This is a genomic window from Serratia sp. Z4, assembly GCF_009900725.1.
GTDB lineage: Bacteria > Pseudomonadota > Gammaproteobacteria > Enterobacterales > Enterobacteriaceae > Serratia > Serratia nematodiphila.
This window is the reverse complement of the sequence record NZ_JAAABD010000002.1, coordinates 899,156-922,901: the sequence shown is the minus strand read 5'-3', so window position 1 is coordinate 922,901 and position 23,746 is coordinate 899,156. Positions and strand designations below refer to the sequence as shown.

24 protein-coding genes, 1 tRNA gene and 1 pseudogene are annotated in these 23,746 nt (G+C 59.8%); 20 read left to right on the top strand and 6 right to left on the bottom strand.

Annotated elements, in window-relative coordinates; all coding sequences use genetic code 11:
* Positions 1–69 precede the first annotated feature (69 nt).
* Complete coding sequence (locus GT753_RS12245) at positions 70–435, top strand: diacylglycerol kinase (protein ID WP_004935528.1); 366 nt, start codon at positions 70–72, stop codon at positions 433–435.
* Positions 436–539: 104 nt separating this feature from the next.
* On the top strand, positions 540–1,439 hold the full coding sequence (locus tag GT753_RS12240) for a LysR family transcriptional regulator (RefSeq protein ID WP_015378480.1): 900 nt from the start codon (positions 540–542) through the stop codon (positions 1,437–1,439).
* Here the strand turns inward: GT753_RS12240 and GT753_RS12235 are convergent.
* Positions 1,414–2,220 carry a substrate-binding domain-containing protein gene (locus GT753_RS12235; protein ID WP_160125616.1) on the bottom strand — a complete coding sequence of 269 codons (807 nt, stop codon included), beginning with the start codon at positions 2,218–2,220 and terminating at the stop codon, positions 1,414–1,416. The two genes, GT753_RS12240 and GT753_RS12235, sit on opposite strands and share 26 nt — an antisense overlap.
* A 26-nt stretch (positions 2,221–2,246) precedes the next feature.
* Entirely contained in the window at positions 2,247–3,542 is a 1,296-nt protein-coding gene (locus tag GT753_RS12230; RefSeq protein WP_004935508.1) for an MFS transporter, read from the bottom strand.
* Positions 3,543–3,980: 438 nt separating this feature from the next.
* Between GT753_RS12230 and GT753_RS12225 the strand changes: the two genes are divergently transcribed.
* Both GT753_RS12225 and GT753_RS12220 read left to right on the top strand, forming a co-directional pair.
* Positions 3,981–4,334, top strand: coding sequence for a type II toxin-antitoxin system RelE/ParE family toxin (locus GT753_RS12225; protein ID WP_160125615.1), 354 nt, complete (start codon positions 3,981–3,983; stop codon positions 4,332–4,334).
* Positions 4,335–4,338: 4 nt separating this feature from the next.
* On the top strand, positions 4,339–4,641 hold the full coding sequence (locus tag GT753_RS12220; protein ID WP_004935502.1) for an XRE family transcriptional regulator: 303 nt from the start codon (positions 4,339–4,341) through the stop codon (positions 4,639–4,641).
* 122 nt (positions 4,642–4,763) lie between these two features.
* Here the strand turns inward: GT753_RS12220 and GT753_RS12215 are convergent, their stop codons facing one another.
* Entirely contained in the window at positions 4,764–5,672 is a 909-nt protein-coding gene (locus GT753_RS12215) for a LysR family transcriptional regulator (RefSeq protein ID WP_004935498.1), read from the bottom strand.
* Positions 5,673–5,810: 138 nt separating this feature from the next.
* Here GT753_RS12215 and GT753_RS12210 point away from each other — a divergent pair, with 138 nt between their 5' ends.
* From GT753_RS12210 to GT753_RS12180, 7 genes and pseudogenes are all read left to right on the top strand, one after another.
* A complete protein-coding gene (locus tag GT753_RS12210) occupies positions 5,811–6,731 on the top strand; it encodes an alpha/beta hydrolase (RefSeq protein WP_031300707.1) in 921 nt (306 codons plus the stop codon).
* Positions 6,731–7,666 (top strand): alpha/beta hydrolase, encoded by a 936-nt coding sequence (locus GT753_RS12205; RefSeq protein WP_015378475.1) that lies wholly within the window; start codon positions 6,731–6,733, stop codon positions 7,664–7,666. The genes GT753_RS12210 and GT753_RS12205 overlap by 1 nt, the downstream gene beginning before the upstream one ends.
* 15 nt (positions 7,667–7,681) lie before the next feature.
* Positions 7,682–8,317, top strand: a complete 636-nt coding sequence (locus tag GT753_RS12200) for an SDR family oxidoreductase (RefSeq protein ID WP_015378474.1) — start codon at positions 7,682–7,684, stop codon at positions 8,315–8,317.
* Between the two features lie 42 nt (positions 8,318–8,359).
* Positions 8,360–9,088, top strand: a complete 729-nt coding sequence (locus tag GT753_RS12195; RefSeq protein WP_230857995.1) for an SDR family oxidoreductase — start codon at positions 8,360–8,362, stop codon at positions 9,086–9,088.
* A gap of 64 nt (positions 9,089–9,152) precedes the next feature.
* Positions 9,153–9,986 (top strand): SDR family NAD(P)-dependent oxidoreductase, encoded by an 834-nt coding sequence (locus tag GT753_RS12190; protein ID WP_015378472.1) that lies wholly within the window; start codon positions 9,153–9,155, stop codon positions 9,984–9,986.
* Positions 9,987–10,006: 20 nt separating this feature from the next.
* The gene (locus GT753_RS12185; protein ID WP_015378471.1) at positions 10,007–10,657 is read left to right on the top strand and encodes a flavodoxin; all 651 of its coding nucleotides are present in this window, start codon (positions 10,007–10,009) and stop codon (positions 10,655–10,657) included.
* A 65-nt stretch (positions 10,658–10,722) separates the two neighbouring features.
* Positions 10,723–11,835, top strand: a pseudogene (locus GT753_RS12180) (NADH-dependent flavin oxidoreductase).
* 191 nt (positions 11,836–12,026) lie between these two features.
* On the opposite strand, the gene GT753_RS12175 reads toward GT753_RS12180, so the two are convergent.
* Positions 12,027–12,102 (bottom strand) — tRNA-Asn (locus GT753_RS12175).
* 433 nt (positions 12,103–12,535) lie between these two features.
* On the opposite strand from GT753_RS12175, the gene GT753_RS12170 reads away from it, so the two are divergent.
* From GT753_RS12170 to GT753_RS12150, 5 genes are all read left to right on the top strand, one after another.
* A complete protein-coding gene (locus GT753_RS12170) occupies positions 12,536–13,654 on the top strand; it encodes a branched-chain amino acid ABC transporter substrate-binding protein (RefSeq protein ID WP_015378469.1) in 1,119 nt (372 codons plus the stop codon).
* Between the two features lie 124 nt (positions 13,655–13,778).
* Entirely contained in the window at positions 13,779–14,693 is a 915-nt protein-coding gene (locus tag GT753_RS12165) for a branched-chain amino acid ABC transporter permease (RefSeq protein WP_004928592.1), read from the top strand.
* A gap of 10 nt (positions 14,694–14,703) precedes the next feature.
* A complete protein-coding gene (gene livM / locus GT753_RS12160) occupies positions 14,704–15,990 on the top strand; it encodes a high-affinity branched-chain amino acid ABC transporter permease LivM (RefSeq protein WP_015378468.1) in 1,287 nt (428 codons plus the stop codon).
* Positions 15,987–16,862: an ABC transporter ATP-binding protein gene (locus GT753_RS12155; protein WP_004928596.1), complete on the top strand. Its 876-nt coding sequence runs from the start codon at positions 15,987–15,989 to the stop codon at positions 16,860–16,862. Before livM ends, GT753_RS12155 begins: the two co-directional genes overlap by 4 nt.
* Complete coding sequence (locus GT753_RS12150; protein ID WP_015378467.1) at positions 16,859–17,575, top strand: ABC transporter ATP-binding protein; 717 nt, start codon at positions 16,859–16,861, stop codon at positions 17,573–17,575. The genes GT753_RS12155 and GT753_RS12150 overlap by 4 nt, the downstream gene beginning before the upstream one ends.
* Before the next feature lie 30 nt (positions 17,576–17,605).
* Here GT753_RS12150 and GT753_RS12145 read toward each other — a convergent pair whose 3' ends face one another.
* A complete protein-coding gene (locus GT753_RS12145; protein ID WP_160125614.1) occupies positions 17,606–18,025 on the bottom strand; it encodes a helix-turn-helix domain-containing protein in 420 nt (139 codons plus the stop codon).
* 86 nt (positions 18,026–18,111) lie between these two features.
* Between GT753_RS12145 and GT753_RS12140 the strand changes: the two genes are divergently transcribed.
* The gene (locus GT753_RS12140; RefSeq protein WP_160125613.1) at positions 18,112–19,044 is read left to right on the top strand and encodes an aromatic alcohol reductase; all 933 of its coding nucleotides are present in this window, start codon (positions 18,112–18,114) and stop codon (positions 19,042–19,044) included.
* A 17-nt stretch (positions 19,045–19,061) separates the two neighbouring features.
* On the opposite strand, the gene GT753_RS12135 is transcribed toward GT753_RS12140, so the two are convergent.
* Positions 19,062–19,748 (bottom strand): aspartyl/asparaginyl beta-hydroxylase domain-containing protein, encoded by a 687-nt coding sequence (locus GT753_RS12135; RefSeq protein ID WP_031300704.1) that lies wholly within the window; start codon positions 19,746–19,748, stop codon positions 19,062–19,064.
* A 260-nt stretch (positions 19,749–20,008) separates the two neighbouring features.
* Between GT753_RS12135 and GT753_RS12130 the strand changes: the two genes are divergently transcribed.
* The 3 genes from GT753_RS12130 (at position 20,009) to GT753_RS12120 (ending at position 23,741) form a co-directional block, all read left to right on the top strand.
* A complete protein-coding gene (locus tag GT753_RS12130; RefSeq protein ID WP_004928615.1) occupies positions 20,009–21,199 on the top strand; it encodes a sugar transporter in 1,191 nt (396 codons plus the stop codon).
* Between the two features lie 171 nt (positions 21,200–21,370).
* Complete coding sequence (locus tag GT753_RS12125) at positions 21,371–22,768, top strand: MFS transporter (RefSeq protein ID WP_004928618.1); 1,398 nt, start codon at positions 21,371–21,373, stop codon at positions 22,766–22,768.
* A 142-nt stretch (positions 22,769–22,910) separates the two neighbouring features.
* Positions 22,911–23,741: an alpha/beta fold hydrolase gene (locus GT753_RS12120; protein WP_015378462.1), complete on the top strand. Its 831-nt coding sequence runs from the start codon at positions 22,911–22,913 to the stop codon at positions 23,739–23,741.
* Positions 23,742–23,746: the final 5 nt, after the last annotated feature.

Below are 23,746 nucleotides of genomic sequence, written 5' to 3'. Positions count from 1 at the left end.
CTCGAGATAAATTCACGCTGCGTGATTTATTTGTGAGTGACTGTCGTAGTTTTGACGAGAGCTGATTGTATGCCTGTGGAAAAGAAAAAAGGAATAAGCCGATTAACCTACAGCATTAGGAATTCCTGGGCCGGGTTTATTGATGCTGTGCTTACCGAAGATGCGTTCCGCCAATTATTGGTTATTAACGCCATTTTACTGGTTGTTACATTTGGTTTAGATATTACAAATATAGAAAGGCTGTTATTAATCACCTGCAGTTTTCTGCTATTGGTGGTTGAGCTGCTTAATACGGCGATTGAAACCGTGGTCGATCGCATTTCGCTGGAATTGCATCCGTTATCCAAACGCGCCAAAGATTTGGGCGGCGCAGCGCAGCTGGTAGCCGTGGTGATGACTATCATTATTTGGGGAATGGTGCTGCTGGGGCGATAGGGGCTTGGGTGGTTCAACCACCCAGTCGGTGAACGTGGCGATATAAGCGGTTATCATCGCTGTTTTGCGTCTTCTGCCATTTTCAGCAAGGAGAGTTGGTCGTTATGCCCGTGAATTTTGATCTCAACGATCTCTATGCGTTTCGCGCGCTGGTGGAGTACGGCAATTTTCGGCTGGCCGCAGAGTCCATCTGCCTGTCGCAGTCGGCGCTGAGCCGCAGGATTGAGAAGCTGGAAAACGCGCTGGACAGCAAACTGTTCGATCGCACCACCCGGCGCGTGACCTTGACGCTGTACGGGCAGGCTTTTGCCGAGCGTTCGGATCAGCTGCTGATGAACGTCGAAGCGGTGTTGGCCGATATCGACAAGGTCAGCCAGGAGCGGGTGGGGCTGGTTACCGTCGCCACGGTGCCCTCGGCGGCCTACTATTTCATGCCCGACGTGATACGCCGTTTCCGGCTGCGCTATCCGCGCGTGCGCGTCAAGCTGATCGACGGCAGCGCAGGTCATGTCATCGAGGCGGTCACCGGCGGCCAGGCCGATTTCGGCATCTGCTTCGCCGGGCGGCTGCAGCCTAATCTTGAATTTGTGCCGTTGGTGGGGGACGTCTACGTGGCCGCCTGCCGGCGCGACCATCCGCTCGCCGCTAAAAAGAGCCTCACCTGGCAAGAGTTCTATCAGCAGGATTACGTCTCGCTGGATAAAACCTCCGGCAATCGCAATCTGCTCGATCAGCGCCTGGAACACCTCGTGCCGGAACGCCCCAGCGTGTGTGAAACTCGCCATGTGACGACCATGCTGGGCATGGTTGAGGCGGGCATCGGCATTGCCGCCGTGCCCGCCATGTCGATGCCTGCTTCAGAGCACTCGGTGTTGACGTCGGTGCCGCTGGTCGATCCGGTGGTGAAACGTACCGTGGGTCTCATCAGACGCGGCGGCCGCATGCAGTCTTTCGTCGCCGCCGAGCTGGAAAAGCTGATTACTGAACAATATCACTCTGCCTGACCGGCTGCGGCGCCGGCACGGTTCGCATGCCGGTCGCGCGAATGGTCGGCTGCGCCTGAGGGGAAGCGAGGAAGTCCAGCAGCGCTTTGCCTTCGCGGCGGTGCTCCGCCTTGGCGGTCACCGCGCCCGCGAAGCGGGTGATGTACTGCACGTTTTCCGGCAGCTCGCCGATAAAGGTGACGCCCGCCACGGGCAGCAATTCGCTGACCTGCTGGAAGCCCAGCGCGTATTTCCCCTGCGCTACTTCAGAGGCCACCGGAATGCGCTCAACCTTATGTGCTTTCCCTTTCACCTGTTCCTCGATGCCCAGCTTTTTGAACAGTTGGCCTCTGACATAGCGGCCGCTGGCGCTGTCGGAATAGGCGAAAGAGTCAGCCTGCAGCAAGACATTGCGCAGGTCGGCATCCGTTTTTATCACCGGCTTGGGCGCGCCCCGTTTGACCACCATGCCGATCGGCGAATCGGCCAGCTCCACGCGCGAACCCGGCTGGGTCCAGCGCTCTTTTTCCAGTTGGGTGAGCGCGTCGCCCACCATGATCAGCACATCGGCTTGCTCTCCGCGCGCCAGCCGCGCGGGGATCGCCTGCGGCGTTTTGCCCATCGAGGGGCCGGACACCAGAATGATTTTGTCGCCACTTTGAGCTTCATATTCCGGAGCCAGCTTCTCTAGTGCGGCTTTGAAGCCGCCGGAGATCATGACGGTCACGTCTTTGGCCAGCGCCGCCGTACTGCAGGAGGCGCACACCAGCGCGGCGAGGATCGAACGAGTGAGTTTTTGCATGGCATCATTCCTTTTGAGATGGCGGCTTAGCGCGCGGTTTGCAGCGGCATGGCGATGCGGCGATACATATACAGCGTCGCCAGCAGGGCGCACAGCGCGGCGAAGCTCATCCAGTAGCCCGGTGAAGCCTTGTCGCCGGTGTATTCGATCAACGCGGTGGAGACTACCGGCGTAAAGCCGCCGAACACCGCCGTCGCCAGGCTGTAGGCCAGCGAGAACCCGGCCACCCGCACTTCCGTTGGCATGATCTCCGTCAACGCCGGGATCATGGCGCCGTTGTAGAGGCCGTAAATGAAGGACAGCCACAGCAGCACGGCCAGCATCATGCCGAAGCTGGGGGCGGCGGCGAGCAGGCTCAGCGCCGGGTAGGCGGTGGCCAACGTCAGCAACGTCATGGCGACCAGCACCGGTTTGCGGCCGAAACGATCCGACAGCGCGCCGCCGATGGGCAGCCAGATGAAGTTGGAGATCGCCACCAGCAGGGTGACCAGCAAGCTGTCGGAGGCGCTGAGCAGCAGCACCTTTTTGCCGAAGGTTGGCGCATACACGGTGATCAGGTAAAACGCGGTGGTGGTCATGGCGACCATCAGCATGCCGGCGATCACCACCGGCCAGTTTTTCAGCAGGGTTTTAAACACGTCGCGCATTGCCAGGTGGTGACGGCGAGCGGTAAATTCCTGCGTCTCTTCCAGCTTGCGGCGCAGGAAAAAGATGAAGGGAACGATCAGGCAGCCGAACAGGAAAGGCAGGCGCCAGCCCCATTCGCGAATGGCGCTTTCTTCCAGCGCCGCATTGAGCGCGAAGCCCATGGCCGCCGCCACCATGATCGCCACCTGCTGGCTGCCGGACTGCCAGCTGGTGTAGAAGCCTTTACGGCCCGGCGTGGCGATTTCGGCCAGATAGACGGACACGCCGCCCAGCTCCGCGCCCGCCGAGAAGCCTTGCAACAGACGCCCGCACAGCACCAGCAGCGGCGCCCAAAGCCCGATGCTTTGGTAAGAGGGAATCAGCACGATCAGGAAGGTGCCCGCGGCCATGATCGACAGGGTGACGATCAGCCCTTTGCGGCGGCCGACTTTATCGATGTAAGCGCCCAGCACGATGGCGCCGATCGGGCGCATCAAAAAGCCCGCGCCGAATACCGCGAAGGTCATCATCAGCGAGGCGAACTCGCTGCTGGCCGGGAAAAAGGTGTGTGCGATGTAGGTAGCGTAAAAGCCGAACAGGAAAAAATCGAACTGCTCTAAAAAGTTGCCGGAGGTGACGCGCAGTATCGCGCCGGATCTGGCCCGGATGGTCATGGGTGAGGTAGAGGAATGCATCGTTATCTCCAGTTTGTTATTGGCGCCTGACGCCGCGCCTGTTGCTGAAGACTCGCTCAGGAAAATAAAGTAAATAAGCGCAATAAACGCATGGCGCGATGCGTTTGACGCATCAATCGGCGTTAACAATGTTGCCTAACCCGATGTAACGTGGCGTTAACAAGTTTGCCGCTCACCGCCCGCAGCGCAGAACGCCGAAAACGTTATGCGCTTTTTGTGACAGGGTTCATAAAGGGGCGGCGGGGAAACGCCCCGTGCCTCTGAACGATTATTCGATACCGCGCGTAAAAAGGTGAATGCCCCGTACTGCGTTTGCAAAATGCGTGGATGTACGTTCAGCCTTGCAGTAACAACGCATGCCTTTGCATGCTATCCCAGCGCCTCTCTGCTATAGCTTTACATCTATATAGCTATTGATCTATATTTTAGGGGGGTCCCGTGTGGGAAATTAAAACAACGGATGCATTTGATCATTGGTTCAGATCACTCAGCGATGCCGACCGGGCCTGCGTGCTTGCTGCATTGATGGTCCTGCGGGAAAAAGGGCCCGGCTTGTCCAGGCCCTATGCCGATACGGTTAAAGGCTCGCGTTACAGCAACATGAAAGAGCTGCGTATTCAGAGCCGTGGCGAACCGTTGCGGGCATTTTTCGCCTTCGATCCGTACCGCGTCGGCATGGTGCTTTGCGCGGGCAATAAAGCGGGCGATGAAAAACGTTTTTACGATCGAATGCTGCAGATTGCCGATCGGGAATTCACGAATTGGCTGAACACACTAAAAGAGAAGGAGTGACGCGATGGGCAGAACGCTGGAACAGCTTATTGCGGAGGAAAAGCCCGAGGTCGTGGCCGAAGCGCAGGCAATGGCGACGGACATTATGCTGAACATCCATCTTGCCGAGCTGCGCGAGAAGGTGCAGAAAACCCAGGTTGAAATGGCGCAGGCGCTGGGTATCAGGCAACCGACCGTCGCCGTGATGGAAAAACCGGGCCGCGATCTGAAACTGTCTTCGCTCAAACGCTATGTTGAGGCGGCGGGCGGCAAACTGCGCCTGGATGTCGAACTGCCGGACGGTTCGCACTACGAATTTGTGCTGTAAGCGCTAACGGCAGAAAAGCACAAAGCCCGCTCAGGTCTTCCTGAGCGGGCTTTTCTCAACCAGAGTTTCTCTGACAGGAGACGATACCTGTGCCTGTCGGAGTGGATGCAGGCGGCAGCACGCTATTTGGGCTTCTGCGCGTCGTTAAACCTAAGCACATCGATAAGCAAAGAAAAGGCCGATCCTGGGTGCTTGCGGTGTGGGTAGTAAAGATGATACCCCGGCAAGTCCGGGGTGAACTTGTCCAGCACGCGGACGAGTTTTTTCTCGTCAAGGGCGTTCTGCACCTGATCGCAAGGCAGGTAGGCCAGGCCGTGCCCGTCGAGAGCGGCGTCCAGGATCAGGTCGATGGTGTTTAACAACAGTTGACCTTCCATGCGAACCCGAACTTCACGTCCCCCGCGCATGAGCCGCCAACGGTTGGCGGTGCCCGATGTAGGAAGATAGAGGTTAATCGCCTGATGATCGACCAGTTGCGCCACCGAGGTCGGGGTGCCTCGCCGGGCAAGATAATCCGGCGCGCCAACGATCGCCATCGGAATATCAGGCCCAATCCGCACGGCAATCATATCCTTATCCATCTCTCCCCCCAGACGGACGCCGGCATCGAAACGTTCTGCGACCACATCGCTAAGACCATAATCGATGATGAGCTGCACGTTAATTTCTGGGTGAGATTTCAGCAGCATGCGCATGGCGGGCAGCAAAAGGGTTTTAGCGGCATGCTCCACCGTGGTGATGCGTATGGTGCCGGAAGGGCGGTTGCGCAGCTCGCCCAGTGAAGTCATGACGGAATCCAGGTCTTGCAGCATGGGACCCAGGGTCGACAAGAGCTGCTCCCCGGCCTCGGTGGGCACTACGCTGCGCGTGGTGCGCGTCAGCAGACGAAACCCCAGCCGTTCTTCGATGCGGCGGACGATCTGGCTTAACGCCGACTGCGCCATGCCCAGGCGGGCCGCGGCCCGGGTGAAGCTGCGCTCCTCGGCGACCACCACAAATGCCACCAAATCGGCTATCTCATCACGTTTCATCTCTGTTTTCCGTTCGGCTGATTAATCATTTAAGTGATAGGTCTAATCATTATTTTGGGTCTAATCATCTTAATGTTCAATGTCTATAGTGAGAATCAGAAACGATGCAGTTAACCGACCACCCTGATGAGGAACCGGATGATGAACCAGAAAATCAGCTTCACGAATAGCAATAACCCAACCATCGATCTTTCCGCAGTGCTCTACTTCCCGCCGGCCTTCGACGCGGGCCGTCAGTATCCGGCCATCGTCGTTTCTCACCCGGGGGGCGGCGTGAAAGAGCAAACCGCCGGCACCTATGCCGCAAAACTGGCGGAGCAGGGGTTCGTGACCGTGGCTTACGATGCCTCTTATCAGGGGGAAAGCGGCGGCGAACCCCGTCAGTTGGAAAACCCTTATATCCGCACCGAAGACGTCAGCGCGGTGATTGATTACCTGACCACGCTGCCTTATGTCGACAACGAGCGCATTGGCGCGATGGGCATTTGCGCCGGTGCGGGCTATACCGCCAACGCCGCGATCCAGGATCGCCGCATCAAGGCCATCGGCACCGTCAGCGCCGTCAATATCGGCTCGATGTTCCGCAACGGGTGGGAAAACAATGTGAAGTCCATTGATGCGCTGCCGTACGTTGAGGCGGGCTCCAACGCCCGCACCGGCGATATCAGCAGCGGTGAACATGCCACCATGCCGCTGGCGCCGATGAAAGAATCCGATGCGCCGAACGAAGAGCTGCGCCAGGCCTGGGAGTATTACCACACCCCGCGCGCGCAATATCCGACGGCGCCCGGCTATGCGACGCTGCGCAGCCTCAACCAGATCATTACCTACGACGCCTACCATATGGCCGAAGTGTATCTGACCCAGCCGATGCAGATCGTGGCGGGCAGCGTGGCGGGCAGTAAATGGATGAGTGACGATTTATACGACCGCGCCGCGAGCAGCGACAAGCGTTACCACATCGTCGAAGGCGCGAATCATATGGAATTGTATGACGGTAAAGCCTATGTCGCCGAAGCCGTTTCCGTCTTGGCGCCGTTCTTTGAGGAGACGCTGTAATGAAAAATGTTCGCATCCAAAACGCCGATATGGCCTGGCACATCGCCGCCCACATTCAGCTGCCGCCGGGGTTCGATGAATCCAAGCGCTACCCGACGGTGGTCAGCGTCCATCCTTTCGGCAGCTGCAAGGAACAAACCTCCGGCAATGTTTACGGTAAGGCGTTGGCGGAGCAGGGGTACGTCGTTATCGCCTATGACGCCAGTTTTCAGGGGGAGTCGGGCGGGGCGCCGCGCTGGATAGAAGATCCGACCCAGCGGGTGGAAGACATCAGCCGCGTCATCGACTATGCCGTCACCTTGCCGTATGTCGATGCGGAGCGTATCGGCGTGCTGGGCATTTGCGGCGGCGGCGGTTATGCCGTCAATGCCACGCTGACAGAGAAACGCATCAAAGCCGTGGTGAGCATCACCGGCGTTAATATTGGGCGACTCTTCCGCGAAGGCTTCAGCGGCTACGATCCGCTGGGTGCGCTGAATGCGATGGCTGCGCAGCGCACCCGGGAAGCGCGGGGCGGAGAGCTTCAGGTCAACGAACTGCTGCCTGCCAGTCCTCAAGAGGCAACGGCCCATGGGCTCACCGAACGCGACGTTTTCGAAGCGACAGACTATTACAAGACCGCGCGCGGTCAACAGCCGGGTGGCGCGACGCGCATGTTGTTCTCGCATGCGCAAAAAACGCTGGCCTGGGATGCCTTCGCCTTTACCGAGGTGCTGCTGACTCAGCCGGTGATGGTGGTGGTGGGCGAGAAAGTCGGTGCCTTCGGCGCCTATCGCGATGGCATGGAAGTCTATGGGCGCGCAACGGCTTCAGCGCATCGCGAGCTGGTCTCGTTAGCGGACTTTTCACATTACGAGCTGTATGACAAACCGGAAGCCGTTCGCGCAGCGATGGACAAGGTGCTGCCGTTTTTGGCCGCGCACCTGGGTGAATAACCGATGGAGAACACCATGAAGAATGTATTGATCCTTGGCGCCGGCGGCCAAATCGCCCGCCATGTTATCGACAGATTGGCGGATGAACAGTCGCTTGTGCAAACGTTGTTCGCTCGCCAGCCGGAAAAAATCCGGTCGCGCCCGGCCAACGGCCGGATCCTTATCGGCGATGTGTTGAACCCGTCCGCATTGGAACAAGCGATGCAGGGCCAGGATCTGGTGTATGCCAACCTGACGGGAGAGGATCTGGATGTGCAGGCTGAGGCGGTGATTGCCGCCATGCAGGCCAGCGGCGTCAAACGCCTGATCTTCGTTCTTTCGCTGGGGATTTATGATGAGGTCCCGGGAAAATTCGGTGAATGGAACAACGCGATCATCGGTGAGCCCCTCAAGCCATTTCGTCGGGCGGCTGACGCGATTGAAGCCTCCGGGCTGGACTACACCATTCTGCGCCCGGCCTGGTTAACGGATGAAGACCTGGTTGACTATGAGCTTACCGCCCGCGATGCGCCGTTCAAAGGAACCATCGTATCGCGCAAGAGCGTCGCCGCTTTAGTTGCCGACATCATCGAGCAACCGAAAAAACATCTGGGTGAAAACATCGGCGTCAACCAGCCGGGCACTGACGGTGACAAGCCGTATTTTATGTAAACACCCGCCATAAAATTTTTCTATAGAGGCAGGACGATGGAGATGAACAGTCTCAGCGGCAAAGTCGCTGTTATCACCGGGGCTTCAAGCGGTATTGGTGAAGCTGCCGCCCGCCGATTGGTTGCGGAAGGCGTTTCGGTCGTGCTGGTAGCAAGACGCAAAGAGCGAATCGGAAGCCTGGCTGCCGAACTGGGCGGGGGCGCCGTCGCCTTTGACGCTGACGTTGCTGATTTAGCTCAGGTCCGGTCACTTTTTAATGAGGTGAAGAGCCGCTTCGGCGGTGTGGATCTGCTTTTCAACAACGCGGGCATGGGGATTTTCGGCCGGTTCGAGGAGAGCTCACCCGAGGGCTGGCAGGAGCAGATCAATGCGAATATGTACGGCGTGTTGAACTGTTCCTACGAAGCTATCCCTCTGATGAAAAATCGCCCCGGCGCAATGATCTCCACGGTATCCAGCGTCGGGGGGAAAAGCAGCGCGCCTAACTGGGCCGTGTATTGCGCCACCAAATTTGCAGTCAGGGGGTTCTGTGACGGCTTGCGGCAGGAGCTGGCTGAAGCAGGGATACGCGTGTCATTGATTCATCCGGGGGCGGTGCATACGGAATGGGGACACAATGTTTCTGCGGACATGATGCGCGAACGTCGTGATGCCATTCAGGCTCTCATGCCGGATGATGTGGCTCGTGCATTGGTCTATTCATTTGCTCAACCGCCCGGCGTATTACTCGATGACATCGTGATACGCCCTAGTTTGCAATTGACGCTTTAGTGCCTCGACACCTCGTACTGCAATGAGGCAGTACGAGTTTTTAAACCGATTAAGGTGAACAGATATGAATCGCATTTGGTTTGTCACCGGCGCCGCGCGCGGCATGGGCGCCCATATTGTCAGGGCTGCGTTGCAACAGGGAGACTGTGTGGTCGCAACGGGGCGGGATAGGGAAAAATTGCGCCGGACATTCAGCGATGTTGCAGCGGAAAAGATTGAGCTGCTGGAGCTTGATGTTCGTGATGAACATCAGGCGCTGGCTGCTGCAGATGCGGCCGTGAGCCGTTTTGGCCGCATTGATGTATTAGTGAATAATGCCGGGTTCTGTCTGTTGGGGCGTTTTGAAGAAGCGACAGCCGAACAGATAGAGCAGCAATTTTCAACCAACGTTTTCGGCATGGCCAATGTATTGCGCGCGGTGCTGCCGGTGATGCGGCGCCAGCGGAACGGGCGCATTATCAACACCTCTTCCATCGCCGGCGTAAAAGCCGTCGCGAACGCCACATTTTATTCCGCGTCGAAGTTTGCCGTGGAAGGTATGACCCTGGCGTTGGCTGATGAGGTCGCGCCTCTTGGAATTACCGTCACCGCCGTTGAGCCCGGCTTTTTCCGCACCGAATTTCTCAATGACAGTTCTGCCCGGTACGGGGAAAGAAGCATTGCCGATTATGCCGCTTTTGGCAGCGCGCGCGAGCTACTGGCATCCGCCGATGGTCAGCAACAGGGCGATCCTGCCAAACTTGCGCAGGTGATTTGCCGGTTGGTGGAAATGGACACGCCTCCGCGCCAGCTATTAATCGGTAATGATGCTATCGATTTCGTCATGCCGACGTTGCAGTCCCGCATTGAAGAAACGTGGGAGTTTGAGGCGCTCAGCAAGACGACCGATTTTGATTAATGGCATCAAGGCGCTTACCTATGTATGGAACCCTCATCGGTTTGACGGTCGTTTTGCTGGCCATTTTGGGCGTATTGGCCTCTGTCACGCTGATTGAAAATCGACAAGCCGCCCAGTTGGCCAAGATAGAGCCTCATGCGCATTCAGGAGAAAACGCATCGCGTACCGCCGTCGTTTATTTTTCTCGTTCAGGGAATACGGCGCTGGCCGCTCGCCATATCGCTCACCGCCTGGATGCACAGCTCTTCAGGCTTGATGCGCCGAACTATGCCCCTGGCTTGCCGGGGCTGGCGTATGCGCTGAAAGACGCCACTTTGCTGAAAGAGCGGCAGGATGCGTTGCCCGAGATAACGCCGGCCAAGATTGACTTGACGCCGTTTGACACCCTCTGGTTGGGCTCGCCGATCTGGCTATACAGTCCGGCGCCGCCGATTTGGGCTTTTATTGAGAACAGCGATTTCAGCGGTAAACGGGTCATCCTGTTTAATACCCACAACAGCCACTTTTCGGACGAGCATATCGCGCGTTTTAAAGCCCAGGTGCTTGCACGGGGAGCAGTAACTTTCGAGCATCGCACGGTGCTGCGAGGGCGAATGACGCAGCAAATCACACCGGAACAGATGCTGCAATTTATCGATGATCGCTGGCTGGGAACCCCGCTGGCGAAGTGATTTTTTATGATTTTTTATTTTAGATCAAAATGTTAAATGCTGAGAGAGTTATGAAAGATCCATTAATGCAGCCATTTTTATTTAAAAACGGTCTTGAGATGCGTAATCGCATCGTGATGGCCCCAATGACCACCTGGTCAGCCAATGATGATGAAACTATTTCAGATGCGGAGTTAGCCTATTATCGGGCACGCGCGACCGGTGTTGGGTTGGTGCTGACAGGCTGTTCCCATGTACAGCGAAATGGCATCGGGTTTACTCATGAGTTCGCGGCCTATGACGATCGCTTTATTCCGAGCCTGAAACGGCTGGCGGATGCCGCTAAAAGCGGCGGCGCGCCGGCGATCCTGCAACTCTTTCACGCGGGAAATAAAGCCGTTCCGGCCTTGATCCCCGATGGCGAGCTCGTTAGCGCCAGTGCGCTAGCCGCACCGGCAGGCCCGTTTAACGATGGCAAAAAAGCCGGCCGCGCGTTAAGCCATGATGAAATTCTGACTGTGATCCGCGATTTTGGCGAAGCCACTCGCCGCGCGATTGAGGCGGGGTTCGATGGCGTGGAATTGCATGGCGCGCATGGTTTCCTGCTCCAAAACTTTTTCTCCCCGTATTTCAATCAGCGCACGGATGAATGGGGCGGTTCGCTAGAGAATCGCATGCGTTTCCCATTGGAAGTGGCGCGCGAAGTTCGGCGAGTTATCGAACGCCATGCTACGTAGCCTTTCTTATTGGGGTATCGGTTGTCTCCGGAAGAATCCGGCGAAAAGGGACTGCGTATAGATGATTCTCTGGCGTTGGCGAACCAATTGACGGAAGAGGCGCTTATCGATTATTTGCACATCTCGCTGCACCATGTACTGACGGACACCCCTCGGGATGACGATGATGAAAAGGGTACGCTGGCAAGGTTCATTGAGCAGAATAACGGCCGTTTACCGATACTGGCCGCCGGAAAAATCACGTCGTCGGACGTGGCACGGCAAGCGCTGGATGCCGGATTGTCCATGGTCGCTTTGGGACGCGCGATGGTTATGAATCCCCAATGGGTGGAGAGAGTACAATCAGGCCATGAAGGAAGCATGAACGTCAAACTCAATTTGTCGCAAGATCCGGATGAATTACAGATCCCACATAAACTGTGGCAAGCGATTCAAAATACCCCAGGCTGGTTCCCGAGCTGAACCGCCATTGTCATGTTGTCCCTGGGGCGGTGATGATGTGCTGACATGCACCGTAAACCCTATTGAAACACCGGTTAGCGATCCAGGTAACCGGTCGTCATTCCTGGATGAATGAACCCTCTCTTGCAGCGAGTTATAACCCGAAAAGCAAAAAGCCCGCTTAAGTTGCCTTAAGCGGGCTTTTCTAAATATGGCTCCTCTGACTGGACTCGAACCAGTGACATACGGATTAACAGTCCGCCGTTCTACCGACTGAACTACAGAGGAATCGTGTGAACGGGGCGAATAATAGCGGGGTGCCTGGGGTTTGTCAAAGCGCTAAACTGCAAAAAAAGCGCGTTTGCTGGCGGAATGAACATCTTGCGCTGTTTTTCGGCATTTTCCATCGCTGTGCGGTGATTTTGCGGCCCACAACGATTGCACAAGCCTTTGCACGGCGATGGTGCAGGGCCGTTCTCCCTCTCATGCTAGCCGCACTGCCCATACTCTCGGTTATCCCCGCTACACGCCGCGCTGCAACTGATATGTAGGATGAATAAGCAAACAATATGTATTCGTCGTCACAATGGCTGGATTTTTGCTTACCCATTTTTGGGGAATGCGACTGCGCTCTCAAGAAAATTATTTTCCCCGTCTACACATAAAGTGACTGATCCGCGCCCCAGGGCGTTTCGCTACAACAGTGCTGAGGAAGATAACAATGTCATCGAAATTGATAAAAAGTCCGCTCGCTGCTTTGCTCATCGGTTGTTTAGGTACGGCTTTTTCCGCGCAGGCCGATATCGTCATCGGCGTCGCCGGGCCGTTCTCCGGGCCGAACGCCACCTATGGCGATCAGTATTGGCGCGGGGCTTCGCAGGCGGCGGCGGACATCAACGCCGCCGGCGGCATCAAAGGGGAAAAAATCAAGCTGGTGCAGGGGGATGACGCCTGCGAACCGAAGCAGGCGGTCGCGGTCGCCAACCGACTGGTGGATCAGGACAAGGTCTCGGCGGTGGTCGGCCACTTCTGTTCCTCATCCACCATGCCCGCTTCCGAGGTGTATGACGAGGCCGGCATTATCGCCATTACCCCCGGCTCCACCAATCCGCAGATCACCGAGCGCGGCATGAAGACCATGTTCCGCATGTGCGGGCGCGACGATCAGCAGGGCGTGATCGCCACCAACTACATGTTGGATACGCTGAAGGCCAAGCGCATCGCGGTGATCCACGATAAAGACACCTACGGCCAGGGGCTGGCGGACGCAGCGAAGGCGGCGATGAACAAGCGCGGGGTCAAGGAAGTGCTGTATGAGGGGCTGTCGCGCGGTGAGAAAGACTTCAACGCGCTGGTGACCAAGATCGCCTCGGTCAAGCCTGACGTAGTCTACTTCGGCGGCTGCCATCCGGAAGCCGGGCCGCTGGTGCGCCAGATGCGCGAGCAGGGCGTGACCGCCAAGTTCTTCTCCGGCGACTGCGTGGTGACCGAAGAGCTGGTGACCGCCGCCGGCGGGCCGCAGTACACCAACGGCGTGCTGATGACCTTCGGCAACGATCCGCGCCTGATCCCGGAGGGCAAGGCGGTGATCGCCAAGTTCCGCGCCAGCGGCTTTGAGCCGGAAGGCTACACCCTCTATTCCTACGCCTCGATCCAGGCGATCGCCGCCGCCTTTAACGCCACCGGCGGCAAAGACAGCGCCAAGGCCGCCGAATGGCTGAAGTCACACGACGTGGACACCGTGATGGGCAAGAAAGCCTGGGACCAGAAGGGCGATCTGAAGGTCTCGGACTACGTGGTCTATCAATGGGATGACAAGGGCAAATATCACCAACTGTAAACGGCCTAACCGTGAAGTTATGACCCTATGACCGACGGGCCGCCGCCTTGGCGCGCCCGTTCCGCGATGACCTTTGGGCCGCGTCGGACTGCGTTGGCGGCCTTACCAGGCGAGACTGCTCATTATGGATGTATTCTTTCTGCAACAGCTGATCAACGGCCTGACCCTCGGCGCGGTGTATGGCCTGATCGCCATCGGCTACACCATGGTTTACGGCATCATCGGCATGATTAACTTCGCCCACGGCGAGGTATATATGATCTCCGCCTACCTGTGCGCCATCGGTTTGGCGCTGCTGTCGTTCTTCGGGCTGCACTCGTTTCCGCTGCTGATCCTCGGCACGCTGGTGTTCACCATCGTCATCACCGGGGTGTACGGCTGGGTAATCGAGCGCATCGCCTACAAGCCGCTGCGCAACTCCACCCGCCTGGCGCCGCTGATCTCCGCCATCGGCATGTCGTTAATCCTGCAAAACTACGCGCAGATAAGCCAGGGGCCGCGCCAGCAGGGCATCCCGACGCTGCTGAGCGGCGTGTTCCGCCTGGAGTTCGACGGCGGCGTGGTGCAGATCACCTACACCAAAGTGTTCATTCTGGTGGCGTCGCTGCTCGGCATGGCGATCCTCACCTACATCATTCAGCGCACCCGGCTGGGACGCATCTGCCGCGCCACCCAGCAGGATCGCAAAATGGCCTCGATTCTCGGCATCAATACCGATCGGGTGATCTCGCTGGTGTTCGTGATCGGCGCCGCCATGGCCGGGTTGGCCGGGGTGCTGATCACCATGAACTACGGCACCTTCGATTTTTACGTCGGCTTTATCATTGGCATCAAGGCTTTCACCGCCGCGGTGCTGGGCGGCATCGGATCGCTGCCGGGCGCGATGCTGGGCGGGCTGCTGCTCGGTGTGGCGGAGGCGCAGTTTGCCGGCATGGTGAATTCGGATTACAAGGACGTGTTCTCCTTCGGGTTGCTGGTGGCGATCCTGATCTTCCGTCCGCAGGGCCTGCTCGGCCGGCCCCTGATCGCCAAGGTTTAAGGAGAACGCCATGTCGCAATCCGTAATCAACGGCGGGCTGAACGTCAAACGCAGCCTGCTGGATGCCGTTTTGGCCGGGCTGATCGCCCTGATCGTGTTCGGGCCGATCGTCGGCATCGTGCTGAACGGCTACAGCTTCAACTTCGAGCCGCACCGGCTGGTGTGGATCATCGTCGCGGTGATGGCCGGGCGGCTGCTGCTGAGCCTGTTCCTGCAAACCGCGCCGGGGCGCAGGGTGTTGGCGCGCTTCGACGGCGGCAACGACGGCGTTTACGTGCGGCCGCTGGGCTATAAATCCAACCTGCGCTGGATCCTGCCGCTGATGGCGGCGATCGCGCTGCTGTTCCCGTTTGTCGCCACCAAATACCTGCTGACGGTGGCGATCCTCGGCCTGATCTACGTGCTGCTCGGCCTGGGGCTGAACATTGTGGTCGGGCTGGCGGGGCTGCTCGATCTGGGGTACGTGGCGTTTTACGCCATCGGCGCCTACGGGCTGGCGCTGGGCTACCAGTATCTCGGGCTGGGGTTCTGGGCGATGCTGCCGCTGGGCGCGCTGATGGCGGCGCTGGCTGGCGCATTGCTGGGCTTCCCGGTGCTGCGCATGCACGGCGACTACTTGGCGATCGTTACGCTGGGGTTCGGCGAGATCATTCGGCTGGTGCTGAACAACTGGATGTCGCTCACCGGCGGGCCGAACGGCGTCTCGGTGCCGGCGCCGACGGTGTTCGGCCTGGAGTTCGGCCGGCGCGCCAAAGACGGCGGGGTGCCGATCCACGAGTTTTTCGGCATCGATTACAACCCGAATCTCAAGTTCATTTTCATCTACGCGGTGCTGTTTTTGGTGGTGCTGCTGGTGCTGTATATCAAGCACCGGCTGACGCGCATGCCGATCGGCCGCGCCTGGGAGGCACTGCGCGAAGATGAGATCGCCTGCCGTTCTCTCGGGCTGAATCACGTGCTGGTGAAGCTGTCGGCGTTTATGCTCGGCGCTTCCACCGCCGGGCTGGCGGGGGTGTTCTTCGCCACCTACCAGGGCTTCGTCAACCCGACTTCGTTCACCTTCTTCGAGTCGGCGCTGATCCTGGCGATCGTGGTGCTGGGCGGCATGGGCTCCACCCTCGGCGTGGTGCTGGCGGCCTTCGTGCTGACGGTGGCGCCGGAGCTGCTGCGCAGCTTCGCCGAATACCGGGTGCTGCTGTTCGGCGTGCTGATGGTGGCGATGATGATCTGGCGGCCGCGCGGGCTGGTGCGCATCAGCCGATCCAGCTTCGCCGAACGCAAGGGGGTGGCGCCATGAGCGACGCCATTTTGCGGGTGGAACACCTGATGATGCACTTTGGCGGCATCAAAGCGCTGAACGACGTCAATCTGGAGGTGGAACGCGGCTCCATCACCGCGCTGATTGGCCCCAACGGCGCCGGCAAGACCACGGTATTCAACTGCCTGACCGGCTTTTACCGCGCCAGCGGCGGCGCGATCCTGCTCAATACCCACAAGCGGCCGACCGACGTGATCCAGGTACTGGGGCAGAAGTTCCGCGCCGGCGACTGGATACGCCCAAAGCGCCTCGGTTCGCGCCTCTACTACAAGATGTTCGGCGGCACCCACCTGGTGAACCGCGCCGGGCTGGCGCGCACCTTCCAAAATATCCGTCTGTTCCGCGAAATGTCGGTGGTGGAGAACCTGCTGGTGGCGCAGCACATGCAGAGCAACCGTAACCTGATCGCCGGGGTGCTGAATACGCCGGGCTACCGCCGGGCGGAGAGCGCCGCGCTCGATCATGCCTTCTACTGGCTGGAGGTGGTGGATCTGGTGAGCTGCGCCAACCGGCTGGCGGGAGAGATGTCTTACGGCCAGCAGCGGCGGCTGGAGATCGCGCGCGCCATGTGCACCGCGCCGGAGATGATCTGCCTCGATGAGCCGGCCGCCGGGCTGAACCCGGTGGAAACGGCCACGCTGAGCCGCATCATTCGCTTCCTGCGGCAGCATCACGGCATCACGGTGCTGTTGATCGAGCATGACATGGGCATGGTAATGGAGATCTCCGATCGGGTGATCGTGCTCGATCACGGCGATGTGATCGCCCGCGGCACGCCGCAGGAGATCCAGCACAACGAGGCGGTGATCGCCGCCTACCTGGGCGCGGACGAAGAGGAGCTGGCGGGATGAGCGAAGCGATGTTGGAATTTCGCGAGGTCGATGTGTTTTACGGGCCGATCCAGGCGCTGCGCCAGGTGTCGCTGCAGGTAAACGCCGGGGAGACGGTGGCGCTGATCGGCGCCAACGGCGCGGGCAAGTCCACGCTGTTGATGTCGATCTTCGGTCAGCCGCGCATCGCCGGCGGACAGATCCTGTTTCGCGGCGAGGACATCAGCCGCCGCTCCACGCACTTTGTTGCCAGCAGCGGCATCGCGCAGGCGCCGGAGGGGCGGCGCATCTTTCCGGACATGAGCGTGGAGGAGAACCTGCTGATGGGCACCATCACCGTCGGCAATCGCTACCTGGAAGAGGATTTGCCGCGCATGTTCGAACTGTTTCCGCGCCTCAAGGAGCGGCGCAACCAGCGGGCGATGACCATGTCCGGCGGCGAACAGCAGATGCTGGCGATCGCCCGCGCGCTGATGAGCCGGCCGAAGCTGTTGCTGCTGGACGAGCCGAGCCTGGGGCTGGCGCCGATCGTGGTGCGGCAGATCTTCGGCGTGCTGCGCGAACTGACCCGCAGCGGCATGACGCTGTTTCTGGTGGAGCAAAACGCCAACCATGCGCTGAAACTGTCCGATCGCGGCTATGTGATGGTCAACGGCCAGATCCGCCTCACCGGCAGCGGGGAAGAACTGTTGAACGATCCGGAGGTGAGAAAGGCCTATCTGGGCGGCGGCTGAGCGCCGCCCCACGGGCAGGGATGCCCGCGTTCATTTTTCGGCGTTGCGCTCTTGGCCATCGTAGTGCGAACGGGCCGCTCTGAAGGCGTCGGCGGAGGCGATAATCCACGACCAGAGTGGCAGCATGTTGAGCAGCATCTCTTCCCCCGCGTCGGTGATGGTGTAAACCACGCGGGGCAGTTTCTCCTGATAATCGCAGCGCGATATCAGCCCGTCCCGCTCGAGATGGCGCAGCGTCCGCGTCAGCATTCTCTGCGTCACGCCCGCCAGTTGGCGGCTTATCTCGCCGTGGCGCAGCGGCCCGTGAGTGCCCAGGATATGCAATACCCCCAGCGACCAACGGTTGCCCGCATGCGCGAGGATCTCACGCTTCAACCCTTCATCGTCGTTGCTCAGTTCTTCACAGAACGCCTGCGAAAATTGCAGCAGCGCTTCCCGATCGCTCGTCATATTCCTCTCCGGTATCACGCGTGTACCTAATTGAACCCGTTTTTGTCAGCTGTCAGGATGACGCAGTGTCAAGACAGGAGGCAAGAATGAAATCCACAAATCCATCTATCAATGCCGTGCTCATACTCGGCGCCGGTGAACTGGGGCTGCCGGTATTGCGTGCGATGAGCCGGCAGGCTCGGTTATCTCCATCTTTAAAAATCAGCGTGCTGCTCCGGCCGGAGGCTGCACGCGCCGTCAGCGGCCCGCTCCGGGCGCGGCGGGATGCGCTGGCGCGGCTCGGCATCGCCGTGGTGGAAGGCGATCTGCAGCAAAACGGCGTGGAGGCGCTGAGCGCGCTATTTCGTTCCTTCGACGCGGTGATCAACTGCAGCGGCTTTGTCGGCGGGGCGGGCACGCAGGTAAAGATCACCCAGGCCGTCTTGCTGGCGGGCGTGGCGCGCTACTTCCCGTGGCAGTTCGGCGTGGACTACGATGTCGTGGGTAAAGGCAGCGGGCAACAGGTGTGGGATGAACAGCTTGAGGTGCGCCACCTGCTGCGTGCGCAGAAGGCGACGGAGTGGGTGATTGTTTCCACGGGCATTTTCACCAGCTACCTGTTTGACCCCGGCTTTGGCGTGGTGGATGCGGCAAGCAAAACGGTGCGCGCGCTGGGCGACTGGCGCTACGCGGTGACGCTGACCACCCCTGAGGACATTGGCCGGCTTACGGCCGCGATTTTTTTCCATCGGCCCGCGTTTCGCAACCAGGTGGTCTATATCGCCGGCGACACGCTGACCTACCGCGAGCTTGCCGAACTTATGCAGGCGCACTGGGGCGTGGAGGTCAACAGAGTCCTGTTGGACAAAGAGCGGCTGCAGGCGGAGGTGCGCAATCATCCGCATGACGTCGGCGCCAAATACCGGCTGGCTTTCGCCCGGCCCGACGGCGTGGCCTGGGATAAGGCGAAAACCTTCAATGCGCGCCAGGGCATAGCCACCACTACCGCCGAGCAGTGGCTGGCTTCTCAGGGCGGTTAATCGCCTGAGCGCCGCAGTCAGAACTGGCGCTGCATCCAGCGCACGTTCAGCCGCACCAGCGCGATGATGGCGCCGGAGAGCAGCCGCAGCCCGGCGGGCATGTCGCGGCGGCGGATGTCCAGCAGCAGCACGGTGCGCACCTGCGGGCTGTCGTTCCACACCTCGTGTTCGAAGGTATCGTCCCACAGCATGAACTCCCCCTCGTGCAGCCGGTATTCGCGGCCGTCCACTTTCAGCACCGCCGCCGGCGCGCCGTCGGCGCGTTTGGGCATGTCCAGCACCAGATAGCCGCGCAGAATGCCGCGAAACGGCCCGCGATGGGGCGGCACCTGTTTGCCGGGCGCCAGGAAGGAGAGCGAGGCGGACAGCACGTCAGGCGACGAAGCGATCAGCGCCGCCAGCGTCGGGCAGCGCGCCAGGTTGTGGGGGATGGGCTGGCCGTAGGCCTTCATGATGAACATGCGCCAGTCGCGCGCGTCGTTGGCGGAGATCGACGCCTGCTGGCTCATGATCTCGTGAAAACGGGGAATATTGTGCAGATCGTGGGCGACGGTCAGCGCCTCTTCGCGGATCTGCCGCCATTGGGCGGTGAAACGTTCGGCGTCGGGGAACAGCGCGGCGCTGTCGAGCACCGGCTTGCCCTGAATGCGGCGATCGTAAACATTGCGCAATGCGAGCACGGACCAATCATAAATCGCGGACATCATAATGACCTCGCCTCAGGAAACGCCAAAGGGACACTGCGCGCTTCTTCGGCGCGGCGCGTGGACGGCCTGGGAAGAACGGCAGGAAAAATTGGTACGCTTCAATAGATTAGCACAGCATTTTGGCAACCGTGCGTCGGTGAGCGTGTCGATGGGCGGTGAAAAAAACCACACAATTAAAGTGTGACGTATATCGCATTTAGCGGGCCGGTTGGTTAAAATATCGCGACTTGCCCGCACCTGTCCGGATTTTGTTTACCATGGAACACGCTCCCGTTTCGCGCTCAACCGCCTGGTTGCGCGTGGTTATCCTCGCCGTCTCGGCCTTTATCTTCAACACCACCGAGTTTATTCCGGTCGGTCTGCTGAGCGATATCGCCGCCAGCTTCTCGATGCAAACCGAACAGGTCGGCTTGATCATTACCATTTACGCCTGGATCGTCGCCGCCGCCTCGTTGGCGTGCATGCTGCTGACCAGCAAGATTGAGCGCCGCAAGTTGCTGATCGGCGTGTTCGTGCTGTTTATCGCCAGCCACGTGCTGACCGCCGTGGCCTGGAACTTCACCACGCTGGTCATTTCGCGCGCCGGCGTGGCGCTGGCGCACTCGGTGTTCTGGTCGATCACCGCCTCGCTGGCGATCCGGGTGGCGCCGCCGGGCAAGAAAGCCCAGGCGCTGAGCCTGTTGGCGGGCGGCACCGCGCTGGCGATGGTGCTCGGGCTGCCGCTCGGGCGGGTGGTCGGGCAACTGCTCGGCTGGCGCATGACCTTTATCGGCATCGCGGTGTGTGCCACCCTGGCGCTGGTGCTGCTGTGGCGCCTGCTGCCGGTGCTGAAAAGCGAGCATTCCGGTTCGCTGGCCAGCGTGCCGCTGTTGTTCAAGCGCCCGGCGCTGGTGGCGCTTTACATGCTGACCATCATTGTGGTGACGGCGCACTTCACCGCCTACAGCTACATTGAGCCGTTTATCCAGACCGTGGCCGGGCTGTCGGAGAACTTCACCACGCTGATGCTGCTGCTGTTCGGCGCCGCCGGCATCGTCGGCAGCCTGCTGTTCAGCCGCTACAGCGAGCGGTTTCCTTCCGGCTTCTTCATCGGTGCCATCACGCTGCTGGCCTTGAGCCTGCTGCTGCTGTTGCCGGCGGCCGGCAGTGAAAGCCACCTGACGGTGCTGTGCATCTTCTGGGGGATGGCGATCATGGCGATCGGCCTGTCGATGCAGGCCAAAGTGCTGAGCCTGGCGCCGGACGCTACCGACGTGGCGATGGCGATTTTCTCCGGCCTGTACAACTTCGGCATCGGCAGCGGCGCGTTGCTGGGCAACCAGGTGAGCCTGCATCTGGGCATGGGCAACATCGGCTTCGTCGCCGCGCCGCTGGCGCTGATCGCCCTCGGCTGGTGCCTGTTGAGCGTCTACCGCAGCGAACGGCTGCAGCAGCACCACAGCCGTTAACCTGCCGATTCGGGATGCCGCTGCGGCATCCCGCGCTACATTTTCCTGCTATAAAACAGGCTGCTGCAGCGTTTTATGCTTAACTTTTTTTCATAGTCTGCTAATTAAAAATTTAACTCCGACGCCGCTTCGCTAGCATAGAAAGTCATCAAAAATGTTAATGCGAGGTTAATGGTGAGTGAATCTGTAGCGGCGTCGCCGATCCATGCGCGGGATTTGGCGGCCAGAATCGACGCCTTGCCCGCGTCGGCCGGCCTGTGGCGCTTTATCATTCTGCTGTCGCTGGGCGGCTTTTTCGAACTCTACGATCTGTTCCAGACCGGCTATATCAGCACTGGCCTTATCGCCGACGGCATTTTCCACACCGGTGCGCAGGGCGTTTTCGGCGTGTCGGATCAGGCGGCCTTTGCCTCCGCCACCTTTCTCGGCCTGTTCGTCGGCGCCAGCCTGCTGAGCCCGTACGCCGATCGCTTCGGCCGGCGCGCCACCTTTATGTTCGCCCTGATCTGGTATGGCGCCTTCTCGCTGCTGTTGGCGTTTCAACAGCAGGCGGAATGGGTGATCTTTCTGCGTTTTCTGGTGGGCGTCGGGCTCGGCATCGAATTGGTGACCATCGATACCTACCTGACGGAGTGGGTGCCCGCGCACTTGCGCACCCGGGCTTTCGCCTTCGCGTTCTTCGTGCAGTTTCTGTCGGTGCCGGCGGTGGCGCTGATGTCCTGGTGGCTGGTGCCGCAGACGATTTGGGGGCTGAGCGGCTGGCGCTATGTGGTGATCGCCGGCGCGCTGGCTTCGCTGGTGATTTGGCTGGTGCGCAAGGGGCTGCCGGAGTCGCCGCGCTGGCTGGTGCAACAGCGGCGCTATGCGCAGGCCCGGCAGGTAATGCGGGACATGGAACGGCGCTGCGGCGTGGCGGCCGCGGACTTCCCGTCGCGCCCGGTGGACGATGCCGAGGGAGCGCCGCTGCGCGGCCGCTTTCGCGACATCTGGGCGCCGCAATATCGCGATCGCACGCTGATGCTGGTAGTGATGAATTTCTTTCAGGCCATCGGCTTCTTCGGCTTCGGCAACTGGCTGCCGGCGCTGCTGTCGGGCAAGGGCGCTTCGGTCACCCACAGCCTGCTGTACGCTTTCTTTATCACGCTGGCCTACCCGCTGGGCTCGCTGCTGTGCAGCTTCTACGCCGACAAGATGGAGAACAAGTGGCAGATCGTGTTGTCCTGCCTGGTGACGGTGATCTTCGGCTCGCTGTTCGCACTGCAGAACAACCCGCTGTGGCTGATCCTGTGCGGTTTCTTCATCACCTGGTCCAACGCCTGGCTGACCTACAGCTACCACTCGTATCAATCCGAGATCTTCCCGACCCATATCCGCGCCCGCGCCGTCGGTTTCTGCTACTCCTTCAGCCGGCTGTCGACGGTGTTCAGCAGCATCATCATCGGCATTATCTTGCAGTACGGCGGTTCGCTGGGGGTGATCGCGTTTATCGTCGCCAGCATGCTGATCGTGATGCTGGTGATCGGGCTGTTCGGCCCAAAAACGCGCGGTATCGATCTGGAAAACATCTGACGTTTTGCGCCGGCGGCGACGCCGGCTTCTTCAGCAAAAAAACTCGCGATCATGCGAAAATTATTCCGTTATCACTGCCTTTACGCCTGCCGTACTGTTAACCCGTACAAAATCCAATTCGATACCGAGCGGGGAACACGTCATGAGCACCCTTACCGCGCCCGATGGCGCACGCATTTTTTATAAGGATTGGGGCCGCGGCCAGCCGATCCTGTTCTCCCACGGTTGGCCGCTGTCTGCCGACGCCTGGGACAACCAGATGCTGTTTTTCGGCCAGAGCGGATTCCGCGTGATCGCCCACGATCGCCGCGGCCACGGCCGTTCGGAGCAAACCTGGCACGGCAACGACATCAACCAATACGCTGACGATCTGGCCCTGCTGATCGAAACGCTGGATCTGCGCGATCTGATCCTGGTCGGCCATTCCACCGGCGGCGGCGAAGTGGCGCGCTACATCGGCCGTCACGGCAGCGATCGGGTGGCGAAGGTGGTGCTGGTCGGCGCCGTACCGCCGCTGATGCTGCAAACGCCGGTCAACCCTGAGGGTACGCCGATGGCGGCCTTCGACGGCATTCGCAGCGGCGTGGCGGGCAACCGCTCGCAGTTCTTCAAAGATTTGGCGGTGCCGTTCTATGGCCTCCACTGCGACGAGGTGGAGAGCAATGCGGGGCTGATCGACCACTTCTGGCTGATGGGCATGCAGGGCGGCGTGAAAGGGCAGTACGAGTGTGTGCGCGCGTTCTCCGAAGTGGATTACACCGCCGACCTGCTGGCGATCGACAAGCCGACGCTGCTGGTGCACGGCGACGCCGATCAGATCGTGCCGATCGGCGCCTCGGCGCTGAAAGCCGCTAAGCTTATGCAACAGGCGGAGCTGAATGTTTACGCCGGCGGTTCGCACGGTTTGGCGCAGATCGATCCCGATCGCTTCAACGCCGATCTGCTGGCCTTCATCCAAAATTCGCCGTTTTAAGGGGG